This is a genomic window from Paenibacillus sp. GCM10027630, from assembly GCF_042676305.1.
GTDB lineage: Bacteria > Bacillota > Bacilli > Paenibacillales > NBRC-103111 > Paenibacillus_S.
Genome location: NZ_JBHTGY010000024.1, coordinates 23169 through 47149 on the forward strand (window position 1 = coordinate 23169; position 23981 = coordinate 47149).

21 protein-coding genes and 1 riboswitch are annotated in these 23981 nt (G+C 47.3%); of the genes, 14 read left to right on the plus strand and 7 right to left on the minus strand.

Annotated features, from left to right (window positions below; genetic code table 11):
- Nucleotide 1: 1 nt before the first annotated feature.
- The 3 genes from ACFQ0C_RS11495 to ACFQ0C_RS11505 all read right to left on the minus strand — a co-directional run bounded on the left by ACFQ0C_RS11495 (nucleotide 2) and on the right by ACFQ0C_RS11505 (nucleotide 5820).
- Nucleotides 2–970: an ABC transporter permease gene (locus tag ACFQ0C_RS11495; RefSeq protein ID WP_379366845.1), complete on the minus strand. Its 969-nt coding sequence runs from the start codon at nucleotides 968–970 to the stop codon at nucleotides 2–4.
- Nucleotides 971–1099: 129 nt separating this feature from the next.
- Nucleotides 1100–3415: a helix-turn-helix domain-containing protein gene (locus ACFQ0C_RS11500; RefSeq protein WP_379366847.1), complete on the minus strand. Its 2316-nt coding sequence runs from the start codon at nucleotides 3413–3415 to the stop codon at nucleotides 1100–1102.
- A 98-nt stretch (nucleotides 3416–3513) separates the two neighbouring features.
- Nucleotides 3514–5820, minus strand: coding sequence for a glycoside hydrolase family 95 protein (locus ACFQ0C_RS11505; RefSeq protein WP_379366849.1), 2307 nt, complete (start codon nucleotides 5818–5820; stop codon nucleotides 3514–3516).
- 311 nt (nucleotides 5821–6131) lie between these two features.
- On the opposite strand from ACFQ0C_RS11505, the gene ACFQ0C_RS11510 reads away from it, so the two are divergent.
- From ACFQ0C_RS11510 to purF, 9 genes are all read left to right on the plus strand, one after another.
- Complete coding sequence (locus ACFQ0C_RS11510) at nucleotides 6132–6824, plus strand: DUF6483 family protein (RefSeq protein WP_379366851.1); 693 nt, start codon at nucleotides 6132–6134, stop codon at nucleotides 6822–6824.
- A gap of 116 nt (nucleotides 6825–6940) precedes the next feature.
- Nucleotides 6941–7042, plus strand: a riboswitch (purine riboswitch).
- 198 nt (nucleotides 7043–7240) lie between these two features.
- Nucleotides 7241–7726 (plus strand): 5-(carboxyamino)imidazole ribonucleotide mutase, encoded by a 486-nt coding sequence (purE, locus tag ACFQ0C_RS11515; RefSeq protein WP_258217934.1) that lies wholly within the window; start codon nucleotides 7241–7243, stop codon nucleotides 7724–7726.
- Nucleotides 7723–8904: a 5-(carboxyamino)imidazole ribonucleotide synthase gene (purK, locus tag ACFQ0C_RS11520; protein ID WP_379366854.1), complete on the plus strand. Its 1182-nt coding sequence runs from the start codon at nucleotides 7723–7725 to the stop codon at nucleotides 8902–8904. The genes purE and purK overlap by 4 nt, the downstream gene beginning before the upstream one ends.
- Before the next feature lie 332 nt (nucleotides 8905–9236).
- The gene (gene purB, locus ACFQ0C_RS11525) at nucleotides 9237–10532 is read left to right on the plus strand and encodes an adenylosuccinate lyase (RefSeq protein WP_171656643.1); all 1296 of its coding nucleotides are present in this window, start codon (nucleotides 9237–9239) and stop codon (nucleotides 10530–10532) included.
- Between the two features lie 211 nt (nucleotides 10533–10743).
- Complete coding sequence (locus ACFQ0C_RS11530; protein ID WP_379366857.1) at nucleotides 10744–11628, plus strand: phosphoribosylaminoimidazolesuccinocarboxamide synthase; 885 nt, start codon at nucleotides 10744–10746, stop codon at nucleotides 11626–11628.
- Nucleotides 11629–11862: 234 nt separating this feature from the next.
- Nucleotides 11863–12105: a phosphoribosylformylglycinamidine synthase subunit PurS gene (gene purS / locus ACFQ0C_RS11535; protein ID WP_171656641.1), complete on the plus strand. Its 243-nt coding sequence runs from the start codon at nucleotides 11863–11865 to the stop codon at nucleotides 12103–12105.
- Nucleotides 12106–12159: 54 nt separating this feature from the next.
- Complete coding sequence (purQ, locus tag ACFQ0C_RS11540) at nucleotides 12160–12855, plus strand: phosphoribosylformylglycinamidine synthase subunit PurQ (RefSeq protein ID WP_258217931.1); 696 nt, start codon at nucleotides 12160–12162, stop codon at nucleotides 12853–12855.
- On the plus strand, nucleotides 12833–15076 hold the full coding sequence (gene purL, locus ACFQ0C_RS11545; RefSeq protein WP_258217930.1) for a phosphoribosylformylglycinamidine synthase subunit PurL: 2244 nt from the start codon (nucleotides 12833–12835) through the stop codon (nucleotides 15074–15076). The genes purQ and purL overlap by 23 nt, the downstream gene beginning before the upstream one ends.
- Nucleotides 15061–16545: an amidophosphoribosyltransferase gene (purF, locus tag ACFQ0C_RS11550; RefSeq protein ID WP_258217929.1), complete on the plus strand. Its 1485-nt coding sequence runs from the start codon at nucleotides 15061–15063 to the stop codon at nucleotides 16543–16545. Before purL ends, purF begins: the two co-directional genes overlap by 16 nt.
- 681 nt (nucleotides 16546–17226) lie before the next feature.
- Here the strand turns inward: purF and ACFQ0C_RS11555 are convergent.
- Nucleotides 17227–17628, minus strand: a complete 402-nt coding sequence (locus ACFQ0C_RS11555; protein WP_379366861.1) for a hypothetical protein — start codon at nucleotides 17626–17628, stop codon at nucleotides 17227–17229.
- 22 nt (nucleotides 17629–17650) lie between these two features.
- On the opposite strand from ACFQ0C_RS11555, the gene purM reads away from it, so the two are divergent.
- The 5 genes from purM (at nucleotide 17651) to purD (ending at nucleotide 22737) form a co-directional block, all read left to right on the plus strand.
- A complete protein-coding gene (gene purM / locus ACFQ0C_RS11560; protein WP_379366863.1) occupies nucleotides 17651–18691 on the plus strand; it encodes a phosphoribosylformylglycinamidine cyclo-ligase in 1041 nt (346 codons plus the stop codon).
- Complete coding sequence (purN, locus tag ACFQ0C_RS11565) at nucleotides 18688–19341, plus strand: phosphoribosylglycinamide formyltransferase (RefSeq protein ID WP_379366865.1); 654 nt, start codon at nucleotides 18688–18690, stop codon at nucleotides 19339–19341. The genes purM and purN overlap by 4 nt, the downstream gene beginning before the upstream one ends.
- 14 nt (nucleotides 19342–19355) lie before the next feature.
- Nucleotides 19356–20534: a phosphoribosylaminoimidazolecarboxamide formyltransferase gene (locus ACFQ0C_RS11570; RefSeq protein ID WP_379366867.1), complete on the plus strand. Its 1179-nt coding sequence runs from the start codon at nucleotides 19356–19358 to the stop codon at nucleotides 20532–20534.
- Between the two features lie 196 nt (nucleotides 20535–20730).
- On the plus strand, nucleotides 20731–21465 hold the full coding sequence (locus tag ACFQ0C_RS11575) for an IMP cyclohydrolase (protein ID WP_258217925.1): 735 nt from the start codon (nucleotides 20731–20733) through the stop codon (nucleotides 21463–21465).
- Between the two features lie 12 nt (nucleotides 21466–21477).
- Nucleotides 21478–22737 carry a phosphoribosylamine--glycine ligase gene (gene purD / locus ACFQ0C_RS11580; RefSeq protein ID WP_379366869.1) on the plus strand — a complete coding sequence of 420 codons (1260 nt, stop codon included), beginning with the start codon at nucleotides 21478–21480 and terminating at the stop codon, nucleotides 22735–22737.
- A gap of 427 nt (nucleotides 22738–23164) precedes the next feature.
- Here the strand turns inward: purD and ACFQ0C_RS11585 are convergent, their stop codons facing one another.
- From ACFQ0C_RS11585 to sda, 3 genes are all read right to left on the minus strand, one after another.
- A complete protein-coding gene (locus ACFQ0C_RS11585; protein WP_379366871.1) occupies nucleotides 23165–23335 on the minus strand; it encodes a hypothetical protein in 171 nt (56 codons plus the stop codon).
- Nucleotides 23332–23589: a hypothetical protein gene (locus ACFQ0C_RS11590; protein ID WP_379366873.1), complete on the minus strand. Its 258-nt coding sequence runs from the start codon at nucleotides 23587–23589 to the stop codon at nucleotides 23332–23334. Before ACFQ0C_RS11590 ends, ACFQ0C_RS11585 begins: the two co-directional genes overlap by 4 nt.
- A gap of 99 nt (nucleotides 23590–23688) precedes the next feature.
- Nucleotides 23689–23934: a sporulation histidine kinase inhibitor Sda gene (sda, locus tag ACFQ0C_RS11595; RefSeq protein WP_379366875.1), complete on the minus strand. Its 246-nt coding sequence runs from the start codon at nucleotides 23932–23934 to the stop codon at nucleotides 23689–23691.
- Nucleotides 23935–23981: the final 47 nt, after the last annotated feature.

Genomic DNA, 23981 nt, shown 5'->3' on the forward strand with positions numbered 1-23981 from the left:
CTTACCATAAGCTCGAATCCGAATATTTCCGGCTTAATTTATTGGCCCCAATCAGCAGGATAAAATTAATGAGGGAGTTGAATAACCCGATCGCTGCACTGTAGCTGTAATTGGCATCAACTATCCCTTTTCGAAAAACAAAGGAAGATATGACATCAGCTGTTGCGTAAGTGGAAGGGTTATACAGCAGGATGACCTTCTCGAATCCCACATCCATCATATGACCGATTCTCAGTATGAGCAAAATGATAATGGTCGGCATAATGCCTGGCAGCGTAACGCTCAGCATCTGCCTGAAGCGGCCTGCACCATCGATATTCGCTGCATCGTACTGTTCCTGATCGATTCCTGACAAGGCCGCTAAATAAATAATCGAACCCCACCCGATCTCCTGCCAAATGCCGGAGCTGACAAAAATCGTACGAAACAGATCTTCATTCATCAGCAAATTTGCCCGGGTACCGCCAAACCATTCGATGATATCGTTGATCAATCCGTTTTTGGAAGTGAAATCGACAATCAAACCGGATATAACCATTACAGATACGAAGTGAGGTAAATAAGTTAACGTTTGAACCGTTCTTTTAAACCACAGCTTCCGTACCTCATTCAATAACAAAGCCAAAATGATCGGTGCGGGGAAACCAAATAATAAGGAATAGAAATTAATTAATAGGGTGTTTTTAATGATTCGCAAAAAATAATAGCTGTTGAAAAAGTCTTGAAAATGTTTGAAGCCTATCCAGGAGCTTCCCCATATGCCGGCCACCGGTGTGAAGTTCTTAAATGCAATCGTAGCACCATACATGGGAATATAATGAAATACGATATAATACACAATCCCGGGAAGCATCATCAGATAAATGTATTTATTCTTCAGAAGATCCTTGCCGAGTACTTGAAGCTTGGTGGGCTCAGCACGCCGCTGTTTGAATACTTCCGTGGTTGCTTCCTTGCGGGTTGCCTCCATAACCTCTACCTCCATTCCTTATCTATCGCTGCATGAGGCTTATCATAAAGAAATCGCAGGATTCGGTAAAGAAACAATACTTCCAGGCATTGATTATATTTGCGGAAAGCGATTATATTATTTTCATTATCATTTCTTATGGTCCGTTGAAGTGTTTTTTTCCCTGTATTCACCGGGTGTCATGCCGACGTACTTCTTGAAATTCCTAATTAATACTACATTATTGGAATAGCCTACTAGGGCTGCGATTTCTTGGAGGGATATCGATTGCTCCACTAAAATCTTTTTGGCGGCTTCTACTCTCAGCTTGTTTACATAATTCAGAAAGTTTTCTCCGCTCTGTTCTTTGAAAAAACCGGATAAATACGTAGAGCTCAGGTTGAAAACACCTGCTACTTTCGTCAGGCTGAGATCGGGATCGGTATAATTTTCCTGTAAATAAGAGGTGATACGATCCTCCAGATGGTGGCTGTGCTTCTTTTTATCCTCCTGGATGTGCTCGCAAATTTGCTCGTAAATCCATAAAAGTGTTCCCTGCATCTCTTGGATGGTACGACTGGAAATAAGCAGCTCGTAGGGCTGCGGACCGCCCGCAAAAATCTTTTCGTAGTCCATAACCGAAGAGTTGAGTACCTTTATGGATGTCCCCATCATGTCGAAGAAAAGACAGCGGGCCATTTCCAAAGGCAATTGACCGGATATAAAATTCATTTCATAAACATCATTCATGATTTCACGAACTTTTTTAAGATCACCGTGTTTAATGCTGCTTATGAGCAGCTCCTCCGTCTGGATCGGGTATACATAGGTTTGCGGCTTATGCAGGGCTTTAATTTCATCAAAGGTTATGATGCTGCTATATCCTCTAATGATTTGATATTCCATCGCGCGGAAAGCCTCCAGATAGGAGTGATAAATGCCTTCCAGCTCATCATGTATGCCGCCGATACTAATCGTAATCGTGTTATTAAACTTGGCTCGAATAAATTCCAATGCTTTTACAGCGACATCATGTAAATTTTGGCGGTCGGCTTCGCTCTCATCAGCTAAGTTGATCAACAGCGCCACGCGGTCGACATCCAAGTCTACGGCATAGGAGGGCCCGACCTCTCTGCCCAAATGTTCGAGCACATTGCTGATTACAAATTTGGATAAGTTGCGTTCCTTAAGCTTACTTTCGTGGTATTGATCCACATGCACAACAATGACGCTGAAATAAGGAGCGTTAAATTGTATGCCGATATCTTCGAAGGAGTTTTCCTCGGCTGAAATGCTGCCCTTCATTAAGGTTAAAAGCATGTTGGAGCGCATGACAGGCATTTGCCTCTGCATAGCTTGCAGGAAGTTTTCTTTTTCCTTAAAAGCGGTGTCGGCAACCCATTCAATTTGCTGAAGCTCGTTAGCTGCATCGGTAGGCGCTGATCTCATTTTTGCCAGGAACCCGTCAGCCAATTTTTTGATCGGCCTGTACTTTCCTTTGGCGAGGATAAATGCCAGGACAATTCCAGCGGTAATTAAACCAATCGTAACTAAGATGACCAGGTCGGTAATTCGTTTTAGATCATTTTTTAAAAATTCAACAGATGTGATCGATACATATTGCCTGTCACGGTAAGATGAGTGAATACTGGATACAAGAAAAGACTGGTTGTTCACGTGAATACGAGAGCTTTGATGGCTGACCAACTGCTCGTTAGACATGGCGGATAACAGTGAATGATCCCCGAGTCCAAATATAGTGCTGCCGGAACGATCCAGAACATAGAGGTTGCCTAACGCTGAAGGCCCGTCCGAGAGAAGTGCTTCCACTTTCTTGGCATCAATGGTTACGACGATAGTTGCCACCGGCTGCTTGATGGAACCTTGATATACGGATTGCAGCAGACAGATGACTTGGTTAGGATCAGATGCATCGCTTAATGTGACTTGAGCTGCTCGATATTCCAGGTTGTGATTTTGATTGATTGAATATTTCCAGTCATCGAAGCCCCAGTCCGCATACCGATAAACATATTTATAGAAGTCAGGAACTGTCGATTTAGCGGTTTCCGTTATTACAGAGCCTGATTTTGGAAAATATATATAAATGCCATGAATGAAGCTGTTAGTTTTCTTATAGCTGGCTAAGCTTTCGATCAACTTGCTCATATTGTATTTATCAACTGCATCCATATTTTCCGATACATTAATAAATCGCTGAACCTGGGTATCCAATGAAAGATTAATCGTCATTTCCTCTATAGTTTGCAGACGGTCATCCAAAACCCGTTGGGATTGTTTGAGTAAGGATAAGTTGTACATTTCGGTTTCTTTATTGATCAAATTGGAATATTGAAAATAACTGAAGGTTTCAATCAACAGTGGAATAATGAGCATGAGCAAATATGAAAATAAAATACTTGAATACATGGTACGTCGATTAAACCATTTGTTTAATATGTTCATCTCTAACTACCTCGCTTGCTGGTTTACTTGATTAAAATCTTAAAGACCAACCCCTTTGTATGATTCAGGAGTTGGTCTTACTTATGAATTAAAACAATTTATGCAACCAGTCGAATTTCATATATGGCGTTTGGAATGGTCATAAACTCATACTTTCCGGACGGCAGCTTCTTCACAGCAACAGGCTGATCTTCACAAGTAATATGAATGTCGACCGGCGTCTGAATCGTGCAGAGTCCGCCTGCAAGAGACTGGATCTCCGCAAGCTCCAGCTGACCATCCTGCCAGCGAAGCGCAACTTCGTATCCGCCGCGTGCCCGCAGTCCGCGGACATACCCGTTAGTCCATGAGGTTGGCACCGCTGGAAGCAAGCGCAAGACCCCTTCGTGGGATTGAAGCAGCATTTCCGCGATACCCGCAGTTGCACCCAAGTTGCCGTCTATTTGGAAAATAAGCGGCGGATGAAGATCGAGCATGTTGTCTGCCGTACTGACACGAAGCAGCTTGGTGATCATTTCATTAGCTCGATCGCCTTCTCCGAATCGTGCCCACAAGCTGATAATCCAGGCGAGACTCCAGCCCGTACCGCCGCCGCCATACTCTAGCCGGCGTTCTAATGCTGCTCTTGCTGCATCGGACCATTTCTCCTCGCGCAGCAGCTGGTGATCCGGGTAAATCCCGAATAGGTGAGAGAGATGGCGATGCCCGGGGTCGACCTCCTCATAGTCTTCGTCCCATTCCTGAAGCTGTCCATATTGCCCGATCTTCGGTTCGGGCAATCGGCTGCCGGCCTCTTTCCATTCGTTTCGCAGCTGCTCATCTATTTGCAGTATAGCGGAAGCTTCTATGCACCGTTCAAAAAGTCCTTTGGCAATCTGGACATCCATCGCCGGATCCATGCAAATCCGACCTGTTTGCCCATTGGGAAGCCGGTAACTATTTTCGGGAGAAACCGAGGGACCGATATGTAGATTCCCTTGCTCATCCTTAATCATAAAGTCCAGAATAAATAGGGCGGCTTCCTTCATTAAAGGATAGCCACGGGCTGCGAGAAATTCCTTGTCCAGGCTATATGTATAATGCTCCCATAAATGATAGCACAACCAAGCCGCTCCCATCTGCCATAATCCAGCCCGTGCAAAGTCGGTCGGTGCAGTATCTCCCCAAAGATCCGTATTGTGATGACACATAAAGCCTCGGGAATTGTACTGTACCCGCGCTGTTTCACGGCCGTTAGGCAGCATGGCATCCAAATGATCGAATAAAGGGAAATGCAGCTCCGAGAGGTTGCAAACCTCCGCAGGCCAGTAATTCATTTGAATATTAATATTGATTGTATATTTCGAATCCCAGGAAGGGACGTAGCTGTCATTCCAGATTCCTTGCAGGTTGGCCGGTATTGTGCCCGGGCGGCTGCTTGCAATTAGCAGATAACGTCCATAGTGGAAAAAGAGCGTCACCAGCCCAATATCCTCTCCGCCATTTCTGACAAAATCGAGACGGTCATCTGTCGCAAGATTATGTAAATCACCACTATTTTTACCGGAAATCGACAGCTCCATTCGGTCAAACCATTGGCGATGCTCTGCAATATGTCGCTCACGCAGTCGGTTAAATGACAGGCTGGCGGCATTTTGCAGCTCCTCCAAGCAGTGATTCCGATACTCTTTATGCCGGTAGTCGGTAGCGACTGTCAAAATGAAAGTGACGGAATCGGCATCCTCTACGTAGATATGGTCTCCGAGCGTCCTGCTGCTTCCTCCTTCATGAACAGCTTTCAATTTTACGTGAAACCGCGTTCCCCATATTCCGCATTGTCCGTCCATGGAGACAGAATCCGTGCTTTCAATTTCCGTAAGCGCATCGAATTTACGGAACAAATTAGCGCCCACGCGGATTTGATTCGGCTGATCGGCCGTTAATCTCACGATCAATGCCTGATCGGCAGCGCTGGCAAATACCTCTCTTGTATACACAATAGTGCCAATGCGGTAGCTCACTTTGACAATACCGGTTTCCAAATCCAGCTCACGGTAATAGTCTGACGCTTCACTTTCGCTATGTCCAGGGAGGACCAGATTAAGCTCCCCCAACGTCTGATAAGGAGGCTGTCTTCGTGACACGCCCATCATGCCCATATCGGCCAAATCATGAGCTTCCTCAAGCTTGCCTTCTATTAGAAGCCTCCGGATTTCTTCGGCTGTGTGCTGAGAATCCGGATTGTTGCGATTTTTTGGCCCTCGCGCCCAAACTGAGTCCTCATTGAGTTGGATAACTTCACGGTTGATTTCGCCATGGACCATTGCGCCGATCCGCCCGTTGCCAAGCGGTAGCGCCTGGAGCCAGCGTTTTGCCGGATTGCGGTAATGCAGCTTGGTCTCTTGATTGTATTGGCTTGAACTCATATTGAATCCCCCTCAATTATGTATAATGGTATGCAAAAATAAACATTTGCGCCAGTCATTCATTCCCATCCATCTGCAATACCTGTTAGTGTATAGAGTTTTACGCCATAGAACAATAAACGATATACGTCTAGATTTATACAAAACTAATATGTTTAGTGATGCTTCCAAGTTTGAGCGGTGAGGAGCTGTGGTTTCTGTGGTAGAGAGCAAGGATCAGGTTAACAAGCTGCAAACTTTTCCATAAGGTTTCATTTACGCTACAATAGTAATAGGACGACAACCGCTTATGAAGAACGGGGGGAACCGGGATGTACCAAAGAGACTATCTGCTGCGAATGATCGAACAATTCAGTGTGGTGATGGGCAAGGTTATTTTTCAGCGGCGAAATCAGCGGTTTACCGAGGCGTTGGAGCTGTTGGCGCAAGCGATGAAACAGCTGTTGGGGCTTAATTCGAAGCTGGTGAGAGCTTTATCTGCCAAAGATTTGATTTCTTTGCTATCCTCGCAAGGATACTTTGATACGGGAAAAGGGCTGCTTCTTAGCGATATGCTGAAGGCAGAAAGCGAAGTACTGCTCGAAAACGGTCAGGAAGCGGATGGCTGGGGATGTCGGTTGAAGTCTTTGGAGCTGCTGCTCGAAATAAACCAACTTCCAGAGGCGCTGGATTACAAGTCGGATATTAAGGAAAGAATGGATGAATTATTGCCGAAGGTACAGCATTATCGGACGTCGTCACGGATTACGGAGCTATTGATGTTTTATCATTCGGAGAACGGGCAGTTGGCAAAAGCGGAGGATATGCTGTTTTTTCTGCTGGAGGACGACCCGGACAATGAAATTTTTCTTGAACAAGGGCTGCAAATGGTTGAAAAATGGCTGGAATATACAGCAGAAGAGCTGTCAGCAGGGAATTTAACGGAAGAAGAAATTCGTGCAATCTATGAGATACTTATTAAATTGAAACAAAATGGAAGCTGGTGGAAGGAATATGACCTTTGATTCAGATGAAATGCGAACCTTTTAACGTGGGATTTCACATATCGTTCGTCTTTTTAGGTTGACATGAGCCTTTGATCACTGGTAAACTAAAAACGTAAAAGTTAACTGTTTTTTTAGCTAAAAATGTCGATGCGTCTCGTATAATGTCGGGGATATGGCCCGTAAGTATCTACCCAGAAACCTTTAATTTTTGGACTACGAGTAGCGTAAACGGAAAGGTCAGCACAATGGTGCTAGGCCTTAGCTTGCGCTTGAGTTTATTCTTGTCGTCCTGTTGATAGGCTGCTTATAGGGATTGTCGATTTTGTTGAAGGGGAAGAATTTAGGAAATACCTTACAAACGACATCTTGTGTTAGGCGTTCTATTTGCCGGGCGTTTTTGTTTTTTTATATAGAGCAAACCATGGAGGTTCGAAATGTCTGTTCTTGTAGGAGTCATTATGGGAAGCAAGTCGGATTGGGAGACCATGAAGCATGCTTGCGACATGTTGGAAGAGTTAGGGGTTCCTTATGAGAAAAAGGTTGTCTCAGCCCACCGCACGCCTGATCTGATGTTTGATTATGCGGCATCGGCGGCTGAACGAGGATTAAAGGTTATTATCGCTGGAGCGGGTGGAGCCGCTCATCTACCCGGTATGGTTGCCGCGAAAACGGAGCTGCCGGTTATTGGTGTTCCTGTCAAAACGTCCACACTCAACGGCTTGGACTCGCTCTTGTCCATTGTGCAGATGCCGGGAGGCATTCCGGTAGCTACTGTAGCGATAGGCCATGCCGGAGCGACCAACGCAGGTTTGTTGGCGGCACAAATCATCGGGGCTTTCGACCCTGCTTTGCAGGAAAAGGTACGTGATCGCCGCGAGCGCACTCGTCAAGCGGTAATCGAAAGCAGCGTGCTGGAATGAGTGACAAGCGGAGTGGCAGTTTGGATGCGGCAAAGGTGATTCGTCCAGGCAGCACCATCGGTGTTTTGGGCGGCGGCCAGCTAGGCCGGATGCTTGCCTTGTCAGGGCGGGCGATGGGCTATCGCTTCGTCACGCTGGACCCGACGCCGGATGCGCCGTGCGGCCAAGTGGCTGACCGGCAAATTACGGCGGCTTACCACGATGTGGAGGCAGCACGGGCGCTCGCAGAGGAGTCGGACGTCATCACGTACGAGTTCGAAAATGTCGACGCCGATGTTACAGAGCTGCTGATGGCAGAGTCTTATGTGCCGCAGGGCAGCAGGCTGCTGTACACGACGCAGCATCGTCTGCGCGAGAAGCGTGCTATTGAAGCCGCTGGCGTGAAGGTGGCGCCATATGCGGAAATCAGCAGCGCATCTGAGCTGCGAGAAGCGGTGATACGCTTCGGCACGCCATGTGTGCTGAAGACCGCAACCGGCGGTTATGACGGCAAAGGGCAGTGGGTTATCCGCTCGCTTGATGAAGTGGAGGAAGCTTACGAAACGTTGAGCCGTGCTAAGACGGAGCTTGTCTTGGAACAGTTCATCCACTTCGAGAAGGAGCTCTCAGTTATTGCGGCTAGAAGTCCGCGAGGTGAAGTGAAAGCTTTCCCGGCAGCGGAAAATATACATGTAAATAATATTTTGCATCTATCTATAGTTCCTGCCCGAACATCAGAGCAAATTCAGCAGGAAGCAGAGCGACTGGCGGTGCAAATCGCCGAATCGATGGGTGTGATCGGGCTGATTGCTGTTGAGCTGTTTTTGACCCGGGAAGGTGAGCTGTTCGTCAACGAGCTGGCGCCGCGGCCGCACAATTCAGGTCACTACACGATGGAGGCCTGCAAAACATCGCAGTTCGAGCAGCATGTGCGAGCGATCTGCAATCTGCCTCTGGGTTCAACAGATCTGCTGACGCCGGTTGTAATGGGCAATGTGCTGGGACAGCATGTCGAGCCTTTGCTGGATTGGATTGTGCAGCCTGAATCCGAGCAGCAAGCGGGTGGTGCAACCGCTAAAGTTCATTTGTACGGCAAGCATGAGGCTAAGCATAACCGCAAGATGGGGCATGTGAACGTATTAGCGGCTTCTGTCGATGAAGCACTGCAATGGATAGAGGCTTCAAACATATGGGAATAGCCCCCACCCAAACCAGTAGCCCCCACCCAAACCCTCCCCGCCGGGAGGGCTCCAAAGGGCAGCCGCCCTCTGGACACCCGCTAGGCTGGGGAAGGAGATTGGCTTAATGCTTCAAAGGGGCTTTGGTGGTGGAAGCGCGTTTGTCGAGGCTGCTCTGGCTTCGCGGAGCGAGCCTCTCCACGCTTACATGCGGGAGGGCGAGGGCAGAAAATCTTCCGTATTAGTGAGATACTTAGAAGTACGACAACAACCAAAAAGCATGAACGGCAAACCTGCGACAAGCCTATAAGGAAAGGCTTGGATGGGTAGAATATAGAAGGAGGATTTTATCAATGATCGATCGTTACAGCAGACCGGAAATGGCGCGTATTTGGACGGAGGAAAACAAATTCAATGCATGGCTGGAGGTTGAATTGCTTTCCTGTGAGGCTTGGGCCGAGCTTGGCGTCATTCCTAAAGAAGATGTGGTGGAGCTGCGCAAGAATGCCGCTTTTGACATCGACCGTATTTACGAAATCGAGCAGGAAACTCGTCATGATGTTATAGCTTTTACCCGTGCAGTTTCTGAAAAAGTGGGCCCTGAGCGCAAATGGGTGCACTACGGATTGACTTCCACTGACGTGGTAGATACGGCACTTGGGTATTTGCTTCGCCAAGCTAATGAAATTTTGGAAAAGGACCTGCTGAACTTCATCGAGATTCTGAAGGATAAAGCAGTTCAGTATAAAGATACACCGATGATGGGCCGTACACATGGCGTCCATGCAGAGCCAACTACATTTGGCTTGAAAATGGCGTTGTGGTGGGAGGAAATGAAGCGTAACCTGGAGCGTTTCCGTTTTGCCGCTGACGGTGTGCAGTATGGAAAAATTTCCGGTGCAGTTGGTACGTACGCGAATATTGATCCGTTTGTTGAAACTTATGTTTGCGAGAAATTAGGAACAAAAGCTGCGCCAATCTCGACTCAAACATTGCAGCGTGACCGTCATGCTGAATATATGGCGACACTGGCTTTGATAGCTACCTCGATGGACAAGTTCGCCACGGAAATCCGCGCGCTGCAAAAGAGCGAATTCCGCGAGGTGGAAGAAGCTTTTGCCAAAGGTCAAAAAGGTTCATCGGCGATGCCTCATAAACGTAACCCGATCGGCTGCGAGAGCATTTCCGGTTTGTCTCGTGTAATCCGTGGCCACATGATCTCAGCTTATGAGAATGTTACGCTATGGCATGAGCGCGATATTTCGCACTCCTCTGTTGAGCGGATCATCCTGCCGGATGCTACCATCCTGCTTAACTATATGCTGAATCGCTTCGGCAACATTGTGAAGAACTTGACGGTGTTCCCGGAAAACATGAAGCGCAACATGCAAAGCACTTACGGCGTGCCTTTCTCAGGTCGCGTTATGACGAAGCTGATCGACAAAGGCTTTAGCCGCGAGCAAGCGTATGATACGGTTCAGCCGCGTGCGATGCAAGCTTGGGAAGAGCAGCGCTCTTTCCGCGATATCGTGGAGAATGCTTCGGTCATCCGCGAGCAATTGAGCCTCGAGGAAATTGAGGACTGCTTTAATCCTAGCTGGCATTTGAAGCATGTGGACACTATCTTCACGCGTTTAGGTCTGAATTAATTAATTCTTTCTTTTTAATATAAAATTCAGTGTTTAAAGTCTGATTAAAGGGGGCTAGTAAAGATACCGGAAAGTTTACGGGACTCTTTTTGAAGCTGTGTTACCGCCACTTAGTCTAATCAAAGTAACACAGCTTCAATGGAGTCTGGAGGTACTTTACTGCTCGCTAATCATCAGGCTTTGAACACTATTCAGGGGAGGACCACGGACAATGGTCTCAACAAAAGCAATATCGAGCGCCGAAGCCTACGTTACAGCGCCTTTGCTCTACAAAGGCAAGGTTCGCGAGCTGTACGATTTGGGAGAGCATTACTTGATCGCAGTAACGGATCGCATCTCGGCTTTTGACTGGGTGCTGTCGCCAGCCGTGCCGGATAAAGGCAATGTGCTCAACAGCTTGAGCGCTTTCTGGTTTAAGCAAACGGCTCATCTGATGCCGAACCATGTGGTACACACCGATGTTGACCAGCTGGGTGACATCGTAACAGACCGCGAGATCATGAAGGACCGCTTCATGGTCACGAAAAAGGCTGAGCGCATCGACATCGAATGCGTGGTGCGCGGCTACATTACTGGCGGCGGATGGCGCCAATACGAAAAAAACGGCGAAGTCAACGGGCATAAGCTGCCGGAAGGCCTTCGCAAAAACGAACGCTTCGCGAAGCCGATCTTCACGCCGGCAGCGAAAAACGATGTCGGCCATGACGAGGATATCTCGATCGAGCGGATGAAAGAGCTGGTTGGCGCTGAATTGACAGAGCAGCTGGAAGCAAAAAGTATCATGCTGTATGAGTTCGCTCGTCAATTTTGTGAGGAGCGCGGCATCATTTTGGCAGATACGAAGTTTGAATTCGGCTTGATTGATGGAGAAATCATTTTGATTGATGAGATTTTTACTCCTGATTCCTCCCGTTTCTGGGCCAAGGAAAACTACGCTTACGATATTGAAATCGACGGTATGGATAAAGAGCCTGTGCGGACATATCTGTCCAGTACGGATTGGGATAAAAACAGCGAGCCGGATCCTTTGCCAGCTGAAGTAGTAGAGGAAACCTCCCGCCGTTACAGAAACATTCTTGAGCGTTTGGTGAAATAAATAGTAATTGGAACAGCAGCCATGATTCGTAAGGTGGCAGTGAGATTTGGACATGTAATTTTTTCTATTTTATATAAAAAAGTTTTAAAAAGCAGGTTAGAGAGATAGGGAATGTGCCGGACAGTTTGCTTGCAAACTTGTTTCTGAAGTTAAGCTTACAGCGTGCATCCCTTCCCTTCTCGGAAAACATTGGCTTTTTTAACTCAATCCCACTCTCTAGGAGGATTCACCTCAATGTTAAAAGCAACCGTTTATGTAACGATCAAACAAAGCGTACTAGATCCGCAAGGAGTTGCGGTACAAGGCGCGCTGCATTCTATGGGTTTTGATGAAGTGGGCAAAGTGCGTGTAGGGAAATATTTGGAGCTTGAGCTTGGTACAAGCGATCGCGCTGAAGCTGAGCAACGTGTGAAAGCAATGTGCGAGAAGCTTTTGGCTAATACCGTTATCGAAGATTACCGTTACGAATTGGTTTAAGACTTGGCAAACGGAATATAAAAGGCAGCAACCAAAGTGAAGGAGGACCATGTGATGAATTTCGCAGTACTGGTGTTTCCAGGCTCCAATTGTGATATTGATTGCTACAAAGCAGTTGAAGAAACGATCGGCCAACCTGTTGAATATGTATGGCATACCGAAACGGATTTATCTAAATATGATGGCATTATCGTTCCCGGAGGTTTCTCTTATGGGGACTACTTGCGCTGCGGCGCAATCGCACGTTTTGCTCCAGTTATGACTGCATTGGTTCAAGCGGCTGAGCAAGGTAAATATATTATCGGCATCTGTAACGGATTCCAAATTTTGCTCGAATCCGGCTTGCTGCCGGGGGCAATGCTGCGTAATGAATCCCTTAAATTCCGTTGTCATGCGGCTATGCTGCAGGTAGAAAATACGAATACGCCATTCACGGCGGAGTACAAGCAAGGTGAACTGATCAATATTCCAATCGCACATGGTGAAGGCAACTATTACTGTGACGATGAAACACTGGCAGAGCTTAAAGCTAATAACCAAATCGTGTTCCGTTATGAAGCGGGTAATAACCCGAACGGATCCGTTGATGATATAGCGGGAATTTGCAACAAAGCGGGCAACGTGCTTGGCATGATGCCGCATCCGGAGCGCGCGATTCATGAGCTGTTGGGCTCGGCGGACGGCAAACGGATGTTTACTTCGATTTTGAGCACATGGAGGGAAAAGCATGGCGCAGCAGTTAACAGCTAAGGAACCAACCGCAGAGCAAATCGCGGAGCAGAAAATATATAAACAAATGGGCGTTACCGATGCAGAGTTTGATAAAATCTGTGGGTTCCTGGGTCGCCAACCGAACTATGTGGAAATCGGCGTTTTTAGCGTTATGTGGTCTGAGCATTGCTCTTACAAAAATTCGAAGCCGGTGCTTCGCAAGTTTCCAATCACAGGTCCTCGCGTATTGATGGGTCCTGGCGAGGGCGCAGGGATTGTTGATATCGGTGATAACCAAGCCGTTGTGTTTAAAATAGAAAGCCATAACCACCCTTCGGCGATCGAGCCTTTCCAAGGCGCGGCAACAGGTGTGGGCGGTATTATTCGTGATATTTTCTCCATGGGCGCACGTCCTGTAGCTTTGCTGAACAGCTTGCGCTTCGGCCGTCTGGAAAATGAACGCGTTAAATATTTGTTCGAGCATGTAGTTTCAGGGATTGCAGGCTACGGCAACTGTATCGGTATTCCGACGGTTGGCGGCGAAGTGATGTTTGACGAAAGTTATGAAGGCAACCCGCTAGTTAATGCAATGTGCGTGGGTCTAATAGATCACGATAAGATCCAAAAGGGTGTTGCTAAAGGCGTAGGCAACCCAGTGTTTTATGTGGGTCCTGCAACTGGACGCGATGGTATTCATGGAGCTACGTTTGCTTCTGAGGAACTGACAGCCGAATCCGAAGCGAAACGTCCTGCGGTGCAGGTCGGCGATCCGTTCATGGAGAAGCTGGTATTGGAAGCTTGTCTTGATTTGATTAATTCCGGTATCGTACTCGGTATTCAGGATATGGGCGCGGCGGGTCTTACATGCTCAAGCGCTGAGATGGCAAGTAAAGCCGGCAATGGTATGGAACTGTACCTTGACGAAGTACCGCAGCGTGAGGTTGGCATGACGCCTTATGAAATGATGCTGTCGGAATCCCAGGAGCGTATGCTGTTCGTTGTTGAGCCTAAGGATGAAGCTCAGGCGAGAGCTATTTTTGAACGTTGGGGCTTGCATTGCGCGAAGGTTGGTAAAGTATCGAATGACGGTCGGTTGAAGCTGTTCCATGGCGGCGAGATGGTTGCTGATATGCCTGTAACGGCGTTAGTTGATGAGTGCCCGGTATACAACAAGCCTTCTCAAGTACCTGCCTATTATGTGGAGAATGCGTCTGTAGATACAAATCGCTATGCAGAAGTAACGGATTTGAATGGCGCTTTAAATAAAGTATTGTCTTCCCCTACAGTAGCTAGCAAAGAATGGGTATATAATCAATATGACTATATGGTGCGTACCAGCACAGCGGTTCGTCCAGGGTCAGATGCTGCGGTAGTGACGATTCAAGGCTCACGCAAAGCTTTGTCCATGTCCACGGATTGCAACGGACGTTTCGTCTACCTGGATCCTGAAGTAGGCGGGATGATTGCAGTAGCAGAAGCAGCTCGTAATAACGTATGTTCTGGCGGAGAGCCGCTGGCCATCACGGATAACCTTAACTTCGGAAGTCCGGAAAAGCCGGAAATTTTCTGGCAGCTTGAGAAAGCGGCTGATGGTATTTCCGAGGCCTGCCGCAAGCTGAATGCTCCGGTTATCGGAGGTAACGTAAGCTTGTACAACGAAAATTCCAAAGGTGCGATTTATCCAACACCGGTTATCGGTATGGTCGGACTCGTTCATGATACAGATCATATTACAACTCAAGGCTTCAAAAAAGAGGGCGACATTATTCTCGTGCTCGGCGACACGAAAGCAGAGCTCGGTGGTAGTGAGTTCCAATATGTGATTCATGGCGTAACTGAAGGACGTCCTCCGCAAATTGACCTCGATGTTGAGAAAAAGCTGCTGGATACCGTTCTTGGCGCTATTCAAAAAGGCCTTGTGGCTTCAGCACATGATTTGTCCGAAGGCGGGCTTGCAGTGGCGTTGGCGGAAAGCTGCATGAGCGGTCGTCTAGGCGCTCAAGTCAACTTCAACACAGAACTGCGCAATGATATTGCATTATTCAGCGAAAGTCAGTCACGTATATTGTTAAGCGCATCTCCGGAAAAGGCTGCTGAGTTAAAGCAGTTGATCGAACAGCAAGGAGTCTCCTATCAAGAATTAGGTCAAGTCCAAGGAAAAGATCTGCTAATCCAAGTTAACGCTAAACCAGTCATCCAAGCGGAAGTTACTCAATTAGAAAAGGTTTGGAAGGATGCGATTCCATGTCTGATGAAATAAAGACATCGCAAGAGCTATGGACAGGACGTTTCTATAATGATGGAATCAACAGCCATGATGGGCTGTTTGACAAGCTTCGTGAGGAGTGTGGTGTTTTCGGGGTGTTCGGTCACTCCGAGGCAGCATCACTTTCTTATTACGGATTGCATGCACTTCAGCACCGTGGTCAAGAGAGCGCAGGTATTTGCGTAGCAGACGGTGCTGGTTTTAAATATCACCGTGGAATGGGCTTGGTCAAAGAAGTATTCGTTAACGATACCTTGAGTACTCTAGTCGGTACTTCGGCGATTGCCCATGTTCGTTATTCGACAGCTGGTGAGAGCAAGCTGGCTAACGCACAGCCGCTTATTTTCAAATACCGCGGCGGCGATCTTGCGATCGCTACTAACGGTAACTTGACCAACGCAGCGGCGATTAAGCAGGACCTTGAGAACCAAGGCTCTATTTTTCAAACAACAAGTGATACAGAGGTAGTAGCTCACTTAATAGCACGCTCGAAACACGATGACATCGTGCTTGCAGTCAAGGAAGCTCTGTTGAAAGTAGACGGAGCTTATGCTTTCTTGTTTCAAACCAAGGATAAGCTGATTGCTGCGCGGGATCCGCATGGCTTGCGTCCTTTTGTAATGGGCCGGTTGGGGAACGCGTATTTGTTTGCTTCCGAGACCTGTGCATTCGACGCGGTAGGAGGTACTTACTATCGTGATGTAGAGCCGGGCGAGCTGCTCGTAATTGATACGAAAAGCGGGATTGTTGAGGATCGCTTCTCACCAATCAAGCAACGTGCTATTTGTGCTATGGAATACATTTACTTTGCACGTCCAGACAGCGATATAGATTCAATCAATATCCACTCCGCACGTAAACGGATGGGTCGTCAGCTGGCGCTTGAGGCCTTCGTTGACGCTGATATTGTAACCGGCGTGCCGGATTCCAGTATTTCAGCGGCTATCGGCTATGCTGAGCAGACGGGCATCCCTTACGAGCTGGGGCTGATCAAAAACCGCTACACAGGCCGGACCTTTATCCAGCCGAGCCAAGAGCTGCGAGAGCAGGGCGTTAAGATGAAGCTGAGCGCGGTGCGCAGCATCGTAGCCGGCAAACGAGTCGTCATGATCGATGACTCCATCGTTCGCGGCACGACATCGCTTCGCATCGTGAACCTGCTGCGCGAAGCGGGAGCAACTGAAGTCCACGTGCGTATCAGCTCGCCGCCGTTTATGAATCCTTGCTACTACGGCATCGATACGCCGGACCGCAAGGAACTGATCGCCGCGCAGAAGTCGATCGAAGAAATTCGCCAGGCGATCAACGCCGATTCGCTGCATTTCCTGAGCAAGGACGGCCTGCTGGGCTCCATCGGCCGTCCGAATGTGGAGCTGAACCGCGGCCACTGTACAGCCTGCTTCGACAACAGCTACCCTACTCGCATCACGGAAGAGACAGAGATCGGCTGTGGATGCGACTAAGAGCCTGGCTTCAGGAATGGTTGGCAATATAGTCGCGCTGAGGATCAGAAGTGTTGGTTGGCGAAATAGTCTCGCTAAGGATTTGAAGTGTGATTTGTGAAATAGTTGCGCTGAGGATCTGAAGTGTTGATTAGTAAAATGGTAGTGCCGAGATCTGAAGTGTGGGTTGGTTAAATAGTTGCGCTGAGGATCAGAAGTGTTGATTGGCAAAATGGTCGCGCTGAGATCTGAAGTGTGGGTTGGTAAAATAGTTGCGCTGAGGATCAGAAGTGTTGATTGGCGAAATAGTTGCGCTGAGGATCAGAAGTGTTGATTAGTAAAATAGTTGTGCTAAGGATCAGGAGTGTTGATTGTAATATAGCAATTTGCAGTTTGGTTGGTAATATATGTTGAATTTAGCTTGAAATGCAATGGTTCTACATCAAATTACCGACTGCTGTTGGTCTTCAAAAAAATAACTGGAAAAGGTACCGCTAATCTGTTCGTTTTTTGGAGTGGACGTGGTTTAACAGGAATTTCTACTTCTAATTTGGCTGATTCCTTGTATTGAGGCGGATTTTGGCATAATTAGCAGGAGGTTTTCCAGCTAAATCATCATACAGGACGTTTTAGGGGAAATTAGCGGGAGTTTTTCCAGTTAGTGTTGCAAGATGGAGTGCTTGCACTAGTAATATAGCAGCGTTATGTTGTCAGGCAGAAACGAGCAGATAGAAGCGCATGGATTCCTTGACCTTGCACTTGATCTTGCACTTGATCTTGATCTTGATCTTGATCCTGCACTTGTACTTGCTCTTTATCTGCACTTGTACTTGCTCTTAATCTGCTCTTGCACTTGCTCTTAATCTGCTCTTGCACTTGATCTTGCACTCGACCTTGCACTTGACCTTGCACTTGACCTTGCACTTGACCTTGCACTTGCTCTCCATCGTACTCCACACACACTCTTGTCTGTGTGGAGTAACAATAAATGGCTGGGTGGCATGCGCCATCCCCGCCCAAACCTATAAAACGCACGGTTGTTGCGTGCGTTTTATTTTTAAAGCTGATCGCCGGTTTAGGCGGTCGAATTACTGCTCTAATCAAAACCCAAAGGAGATGATTCCCAGTGTCGGATGCATATAAGAAGGCCGGAGTCGACATAGCGGCGGGCAACGAAGCCGTAGAACGTATGAAAAAGCACGTGAAAACAACCTTCCGTCCTGAAGTGATGACGGATTTGGGTGGATTCGGCGGGCTTTTCGGCTTGAATAAGGATAAATACGACGAACCAGTGCTCGTTTCAGGTACAGACGGCGTGGGTACGAAGCTTAAGATTGCTTTTGCCATGGATAAGCATGATACGATTGGTATTGATGCTGTGGCTATGTGTGTGAATGATATTATCGTGCAAGGTGCGGAGCCGCTATTTTTCCTGGATTACCTAGCTTGCGATAAAGTCATTCCAGAAAAAATCGAGTCGATCATCAAAGGAATTAGCGATGGCTGCGTGCAATCCGGCTGTGCTTTAATCGGTGGTGAAACGGCCGAAATGCCAGGGATGTACTCTGAAGGCGAGTATGATATTGCAGGCTTTACGGTTGGTGTAGTGGACAAGAAGAAGATCATCAATGGTTCAACAATCACACCGGGCGATGTAGTTATCGGCCTTGCTTCCACTGGCGTACACAGTAATGGGTTCTCGCTAGTTCGCAGACTGCTGCTTGAGGAAAAAGGCTACAGCCTGCATGATCACGTAGATGCACTGGGCGGTAAGCTGGGCGATGTGATTTTGGAACCGACCAAGATCTATGTGAAGTCCGTTCTTGCAGCTTTGGAGAAGGTACAGCTTAAAGGACTGGCGCATATCACAGGTGGCGGTTTTATCGAGAATATCCCGCGTATGCTTCCAGATGATGTGAATGTGGATATCGATTACGGTTCATGGCCAATTCTGCCAATCTTCCAACTGATGCAGCAAGAGGGCGGTATTAGCAATAACGATATGTTCCGTACCTTTAACATGGGCATCGGTATGGTTATCGTTGTATCCGAGCAGCAGGCAGCGGAAGCCAAAGCAATTTTTGAACAGTACGGAGAAAAAGTATACACGCTGGGTCGGGTAACAGCCGGTGAGAGGATTGTTACGTTTCAAGGAGCGGTAGTATGACGAAACCGTTTCGCATCGCCGTTTTCGCGTCCGGTAGCGGCTCGAATTTTCAGGCTATCGCGGATGCGGTGAATGCAGGCAGGCTGGCTGGTGACTCTGTCACCAACTCGCCCATGCATCCGAGGCTCGATGTTCGCATCGAGCTTCTTGTATGTGACAGACCGAAGGCTCAAGTGGTGGAACGAGCGAGGCAATTAGGGGTGCCTGCGTTTGTGTTTCGCCCGAAGGACTATGCAGACCGCGAAACTTATGAAAAAGAAATATTAGAGCGGCTGCAGACACTTGAGATCGATTTGGTAGTGATGGCCGGTTATATGCGTCTTATTACAAATGTGCTGGTCGAGCCGTTGTATGGACGTTTGATCAATATTCATCCGTCGCTGCTGCCGTCTTTTCCCGGCTTGGATGCCATTAAACAAGCGCTGGATTATGGTGTAAAAGTGACCGGAGTCACGGTTCATTACGTTGACGGCGGTATGGATACAGGGCCAATCATCGCTCAGAGGAGCGTCGAAATTACACCTCAGGACACGGAAGAAAGCTTGGCTGCGCGCATCCATGAGATAGAACATGTGCTGCTGCCTCAAGTCATAGAACGAATTGCTAGAGGACAGGTTCAATTGCAAGGGAATATCACTATAACCAGTTAGGAAGGGATAAACCAATGAGTAACTCGAACGAGCTTCATTTACGCTATGGCATGAACCCGCACCAAAAGGAAGCAAAGATCTACAGTGAGAACGGCAAACTGCCTCTAACGGTAGTAAATGGCGATCCTGGCTTCATTAATCTGTTGGACGCTCTTAACAGCTACCAGCTTGCAAGAGAGCTAAGACAGGCGACTGGGCTTCCTGCTGCGGCTTCATTTAAGCATGTTAGTCCGGCTGGAGCAGCGGTTTATGCACCGATTAGCCCTGAGTTGGCTAAAGCTTACTTCGTAGAGGGTCTGGAGCTGTCTCCACTTGCAACAGCCTACGCTAGAGCCAGAGGAGCAGATCGGATGTCCTCATTCGGTGATTGTGCGGCGCTTAGCGATATTGTTGATGCTTCCACAGCCAGACTGCTGAAGCGCGAAGTATCCGACTTGGTTGTTGCGCCTGGTTATACAGAGGAAGCTTTGCAGATTTTGAAAGAAAAGAAAAACGGCGGTTACTTAATTTTGCAGATCGATCCGGAATACGTGGCGAATCCTGTTGAAAAGCGCAATTTATTCGGCATGACCTTAGAACAGCAGCGCAATAATGCAGTGATAGACGAATCTGCTCTGACTAATATTGTTACGAAAAATAAAGATTTGCCGGAATCAGCCAAACGCGACATGCTTGTTAGCTTGGTAACTTTGAAATATACGCAATCCAACTCTATCTGCTATGCCCTTGATGGTCAAACTATAGGTATTGGTGCAGGACAGCAATCCAGAATTCATTGTACTCGTCTAGCCGGTGATAAAACGGACCGTTGGTTCCTTCGCCAGCATCCAAAAGCACTTTCGATGGCGTTCCGTCCGGGCTTATCCCGTGCTGAGCAGAACAATGCGATCGATCTTTGGCTGGAGGATGAAGTTACTGCGGTAGAAAACGCAAGCTGGGAAAGCTGCTTCTCGGAAATTCCGGCACGTTTGACACGTGAGGAGAAACGTGAGTGGTTGAATAAGCTGCAAGGAGTTACCTACGGTTCGGATGCTTTCCTGCCATTCCGCGATAACATTGACCGTGCGAGCCGCAGCGGCGTGAAATATGTTGTACAGGCTGGCAGCTCCATGCGTGATGAAGAGGTTGTACAAGCAGCTAATGATTATGACATGGTCATGACCTATTCAGGCGTGCGTTTGTTCCATCATTAGAAAATAGAGCTTATGCAGCAACCCTTAACTAATTTATAATTCAAGCTCACTTGGCAACGGGTACAAGCTTACGAAGAAAGTTTGGTAAGAGCCGAAACTAGTACAGGCATATAAAGAAAGTTTCGTTAAAATGAAACCCGAACAAGCTTACGAAAAAAGTTTTGGCTCAAGCCAAAACTCTAAGGAGGAACTAATCGTGACGGCAACAGCACAATGGAGCAGTACAGCTGAACATAACTTGGATGGACTGAAACAAAATCCTTATCCAGGACGCGGAATTGTTATTGGTTTAACGCCGGATGGCACACGTTTGGTTCAAGTTTATTGGATTATGGGGCGCAGCGAAAACAGCCGCAACCGGATTTTTGTACAGGAAGACAATGGTTTTCTACGTACGGAAGCTAAGGATCCGGCAAAGCTTACAGACCCGTCTCTTATTATTTATTATCCTGTGAGATATACAGATGGTGCACACATTGTAACGAATGGTGACCAGACTGATACTATTTACGATGCATTGAACAGCGGGGGCTCCTTCGAGCAAGCCTTGACTACACGGACCTTTGAGCCGGATGCGCCTAACTACACGCCGCGGATATCTGGTTTAGTTGATTTGAATAACAAGCAGTGCCAATACAAGCTGTCGATCTTAAAAACGAATGCAGGCAATCCGGAACAAACGCTTCGCCAGTTTTTCCATTATGAACAGGGCATCCCTGGTTTTGGACACTGCATTCATACTTATTCTGAAGACGGTAATCCACTGCCATCCTTCAATGGAGAGCCTGTGCTTGTACCTGTGTACAACGATATAGAGCAAACGGCAAATGCCTATTGGGATCGTTTGAATGAAGAAAATAAAATTTCATTGCTGGTTAAAACGATCTCTATCGACAATGGACAGACGGAAATGCGGGTTATTAACAAGTAGGAGGTGCACGGAATGCGGGTATTAGTCATTGGCGGCGGAGGCCGTGAGCATGCGATTTGTTGGGCTTTGAAAAAAAGCCCCAAGGTTCGGGAGCTGTACTGTGCGCCGGGTAACGGAGGTATTGCAGAGGTTGCGGAATGCGTGCCCCTACAAGTGAATCAGTTCGAGGAGATTGGGGAATTCGCTTTGGATCACTCCATTGATTTGGTCGTTATCGGGCCCGATGATCCGTTATCCGAAGGTATTGTCGATCACTTGGAGGCAAAGAAAATTCCAGTGTTTGGTCCGCGGAAGAATGCGGCGATTCTTGAGGCAAGCAAGGTATTCTCCAAGGATTTGTTCAAAAAGTACAACATTCCAACCGCAGCCTACGAATCCTTCGAAAGCTACGATGAAGCGTTAAGCTACTTGCATAAGCAGCAAATTCCGATCGTTATCAAGGCGGATGGCTTGGCGGCCGGAAAAGGCGTTGTAGTTGCCCAATCGATGGAGGAAGCCGAGAAGGCGCTTCATGATATCATGGTTACTAAAATTTTTGGGGCTTCCGGAGATCAGGTTGTGATCGAAGAGTTCTTGACCGGACAAGAAATGTCTATCCTGTCCTTTGTGGACGGTACAGTTGTGCGCCCTATGGTGCCTGCGCAGGATCATAAGGCTGTGTTCGATGATGACAAAGGCCCGAACACAGGCGGCATGGGTACGTATACGCCGTTGCCGCATATTCCTCAATCTGTCATCGATGAAGCGATTGAGACTATTATTAAGCCGACCGCAGCAGCGATGGTCAGCGAAGGCCGTTCTTTCCGCGGCGTGCTGTTTGCAGGGCTTATGATAACGCCTCAAGGCCCCAAAACCATCGAGTTCAACGCGCGCTTTGGCGACCCGGAAACTCAAGTTGTTCTGCCGCGGTTGAAAACCGACCTGCTTGACATTTTCCTGGCGGCAGTGAACGGTCACCTGGAGCAAATGGATATCCAATGGAGTGACGAGGCAGCTGTATGCGTAATTCTGGCTTCGGAGGGTTACCCTGGCTCTTATCCAAAAGGGCTTCCAATTGAAGGCTTGGATAATGTGAAGGATGCTCTAGTGTTCCATGCTGGAACAGCGTTGAAGGACGGTCAGATCGTAACTAACGGAGGCCGTGTACTAGGCGTTACCGCGCTCGGCAAAGATATCGCAGAAGCACGTGAGAAAGCATACTCTGCTGCGGAAGTTATCCGGTTCGATGGTAAGCATTACCGTTCGGATATAGCTAAGAAAGCATTGGTATAATAAATCAGACCAAAGGCTGGATTTCCTTACACTAAGGAATCCAGCTTTTATTTGTAGTTGTCCCTTAATAAACCACAAACCAGGTTGCATCGTTTTGTACAAACTCTTTTGCAGGTTGTTACTCTGTAAATCCAAGAATTTTGAACTTTGTCTCGACAAATCCACAATTATTCTTGGCGTGTTGGGTAGAATGTTTGGTGAAGCGACTTAGTCTACTCCTGTACGGCGGCTACCTTCAGTTCCTTAGAATGGATAACTAAGCCAGCAGACCGAATGAAATCAAATCCAAGAATACCATCGATTTTCATCCCGTAGTTCATCTCACCAATTTCAACTTCAAATCCTGGTAACGAAATTTCTCCAATACGAACAAAATCAAAGCGTTTGGAATAGACAACCTCTACTCCACCAACACCTCTAATCGTATTTAAAAATCCCCCGGTTCCACTCTAACACCGATTTCATCTACAAGATCAGCGTTAAAAATAGTCCCGGCGGAACCTGTATCTAATAATACGTGTTTCAATAAAAGTTCTTGGTCACGGTAACTGATGGTTACTGCAATAAAAGGCAATCCATATAAAAGGTCAATATTCATCTTGGGCCTCGTACCCCTGACCATTTTTCACGAAGCTGGAGATTTTCTCGTGAGGTGTGAAAAAAGCCATATTCTCTAGTGGGTTTCTCTCGATGCAGCTCGTAATAACGTTTCATAGCGATCTTAGAATCATCAAATCTGTCAATAACGGCTACTTCATCAATATACCAGTATCCACCCTGGGAACGTGATGCCAAAGCTTCGCAGACAACCCATTCATCGGGAAATTGTTCTCTCACTTCTTCCCAGCGCATCTCGCCACCTCCAGCATAGTTATTAAAAAAACGTCCTGGGCTCTAGTGGAGTCAAGGACGTTTTTGCGTGGAGCGATTATTGTTCCTGCTGCAGTTGGGTTAAGATTTCTCACTTTCGGATGGCTGTATATATGATTTATCATTAGGAGTGCTGGAAGTGAAAGATTGTTTCGCTATTATTTGCAGCTTTCTCCGTTTGAGTTCAGCGAATAGCATGTCTATGAAATCTTGGTCGAGCTTCATTCCTACAGCATTTACATATGAGTTAACCAGATCTGTATCTTTAAGCGAGTCATACATTCTATTATCCCTTACTCCCTTCCATTCTATGACTCTATAAGTCATTTATGTAATCTTCCACAAATGTAAAATATATACTTATATCATAAAAT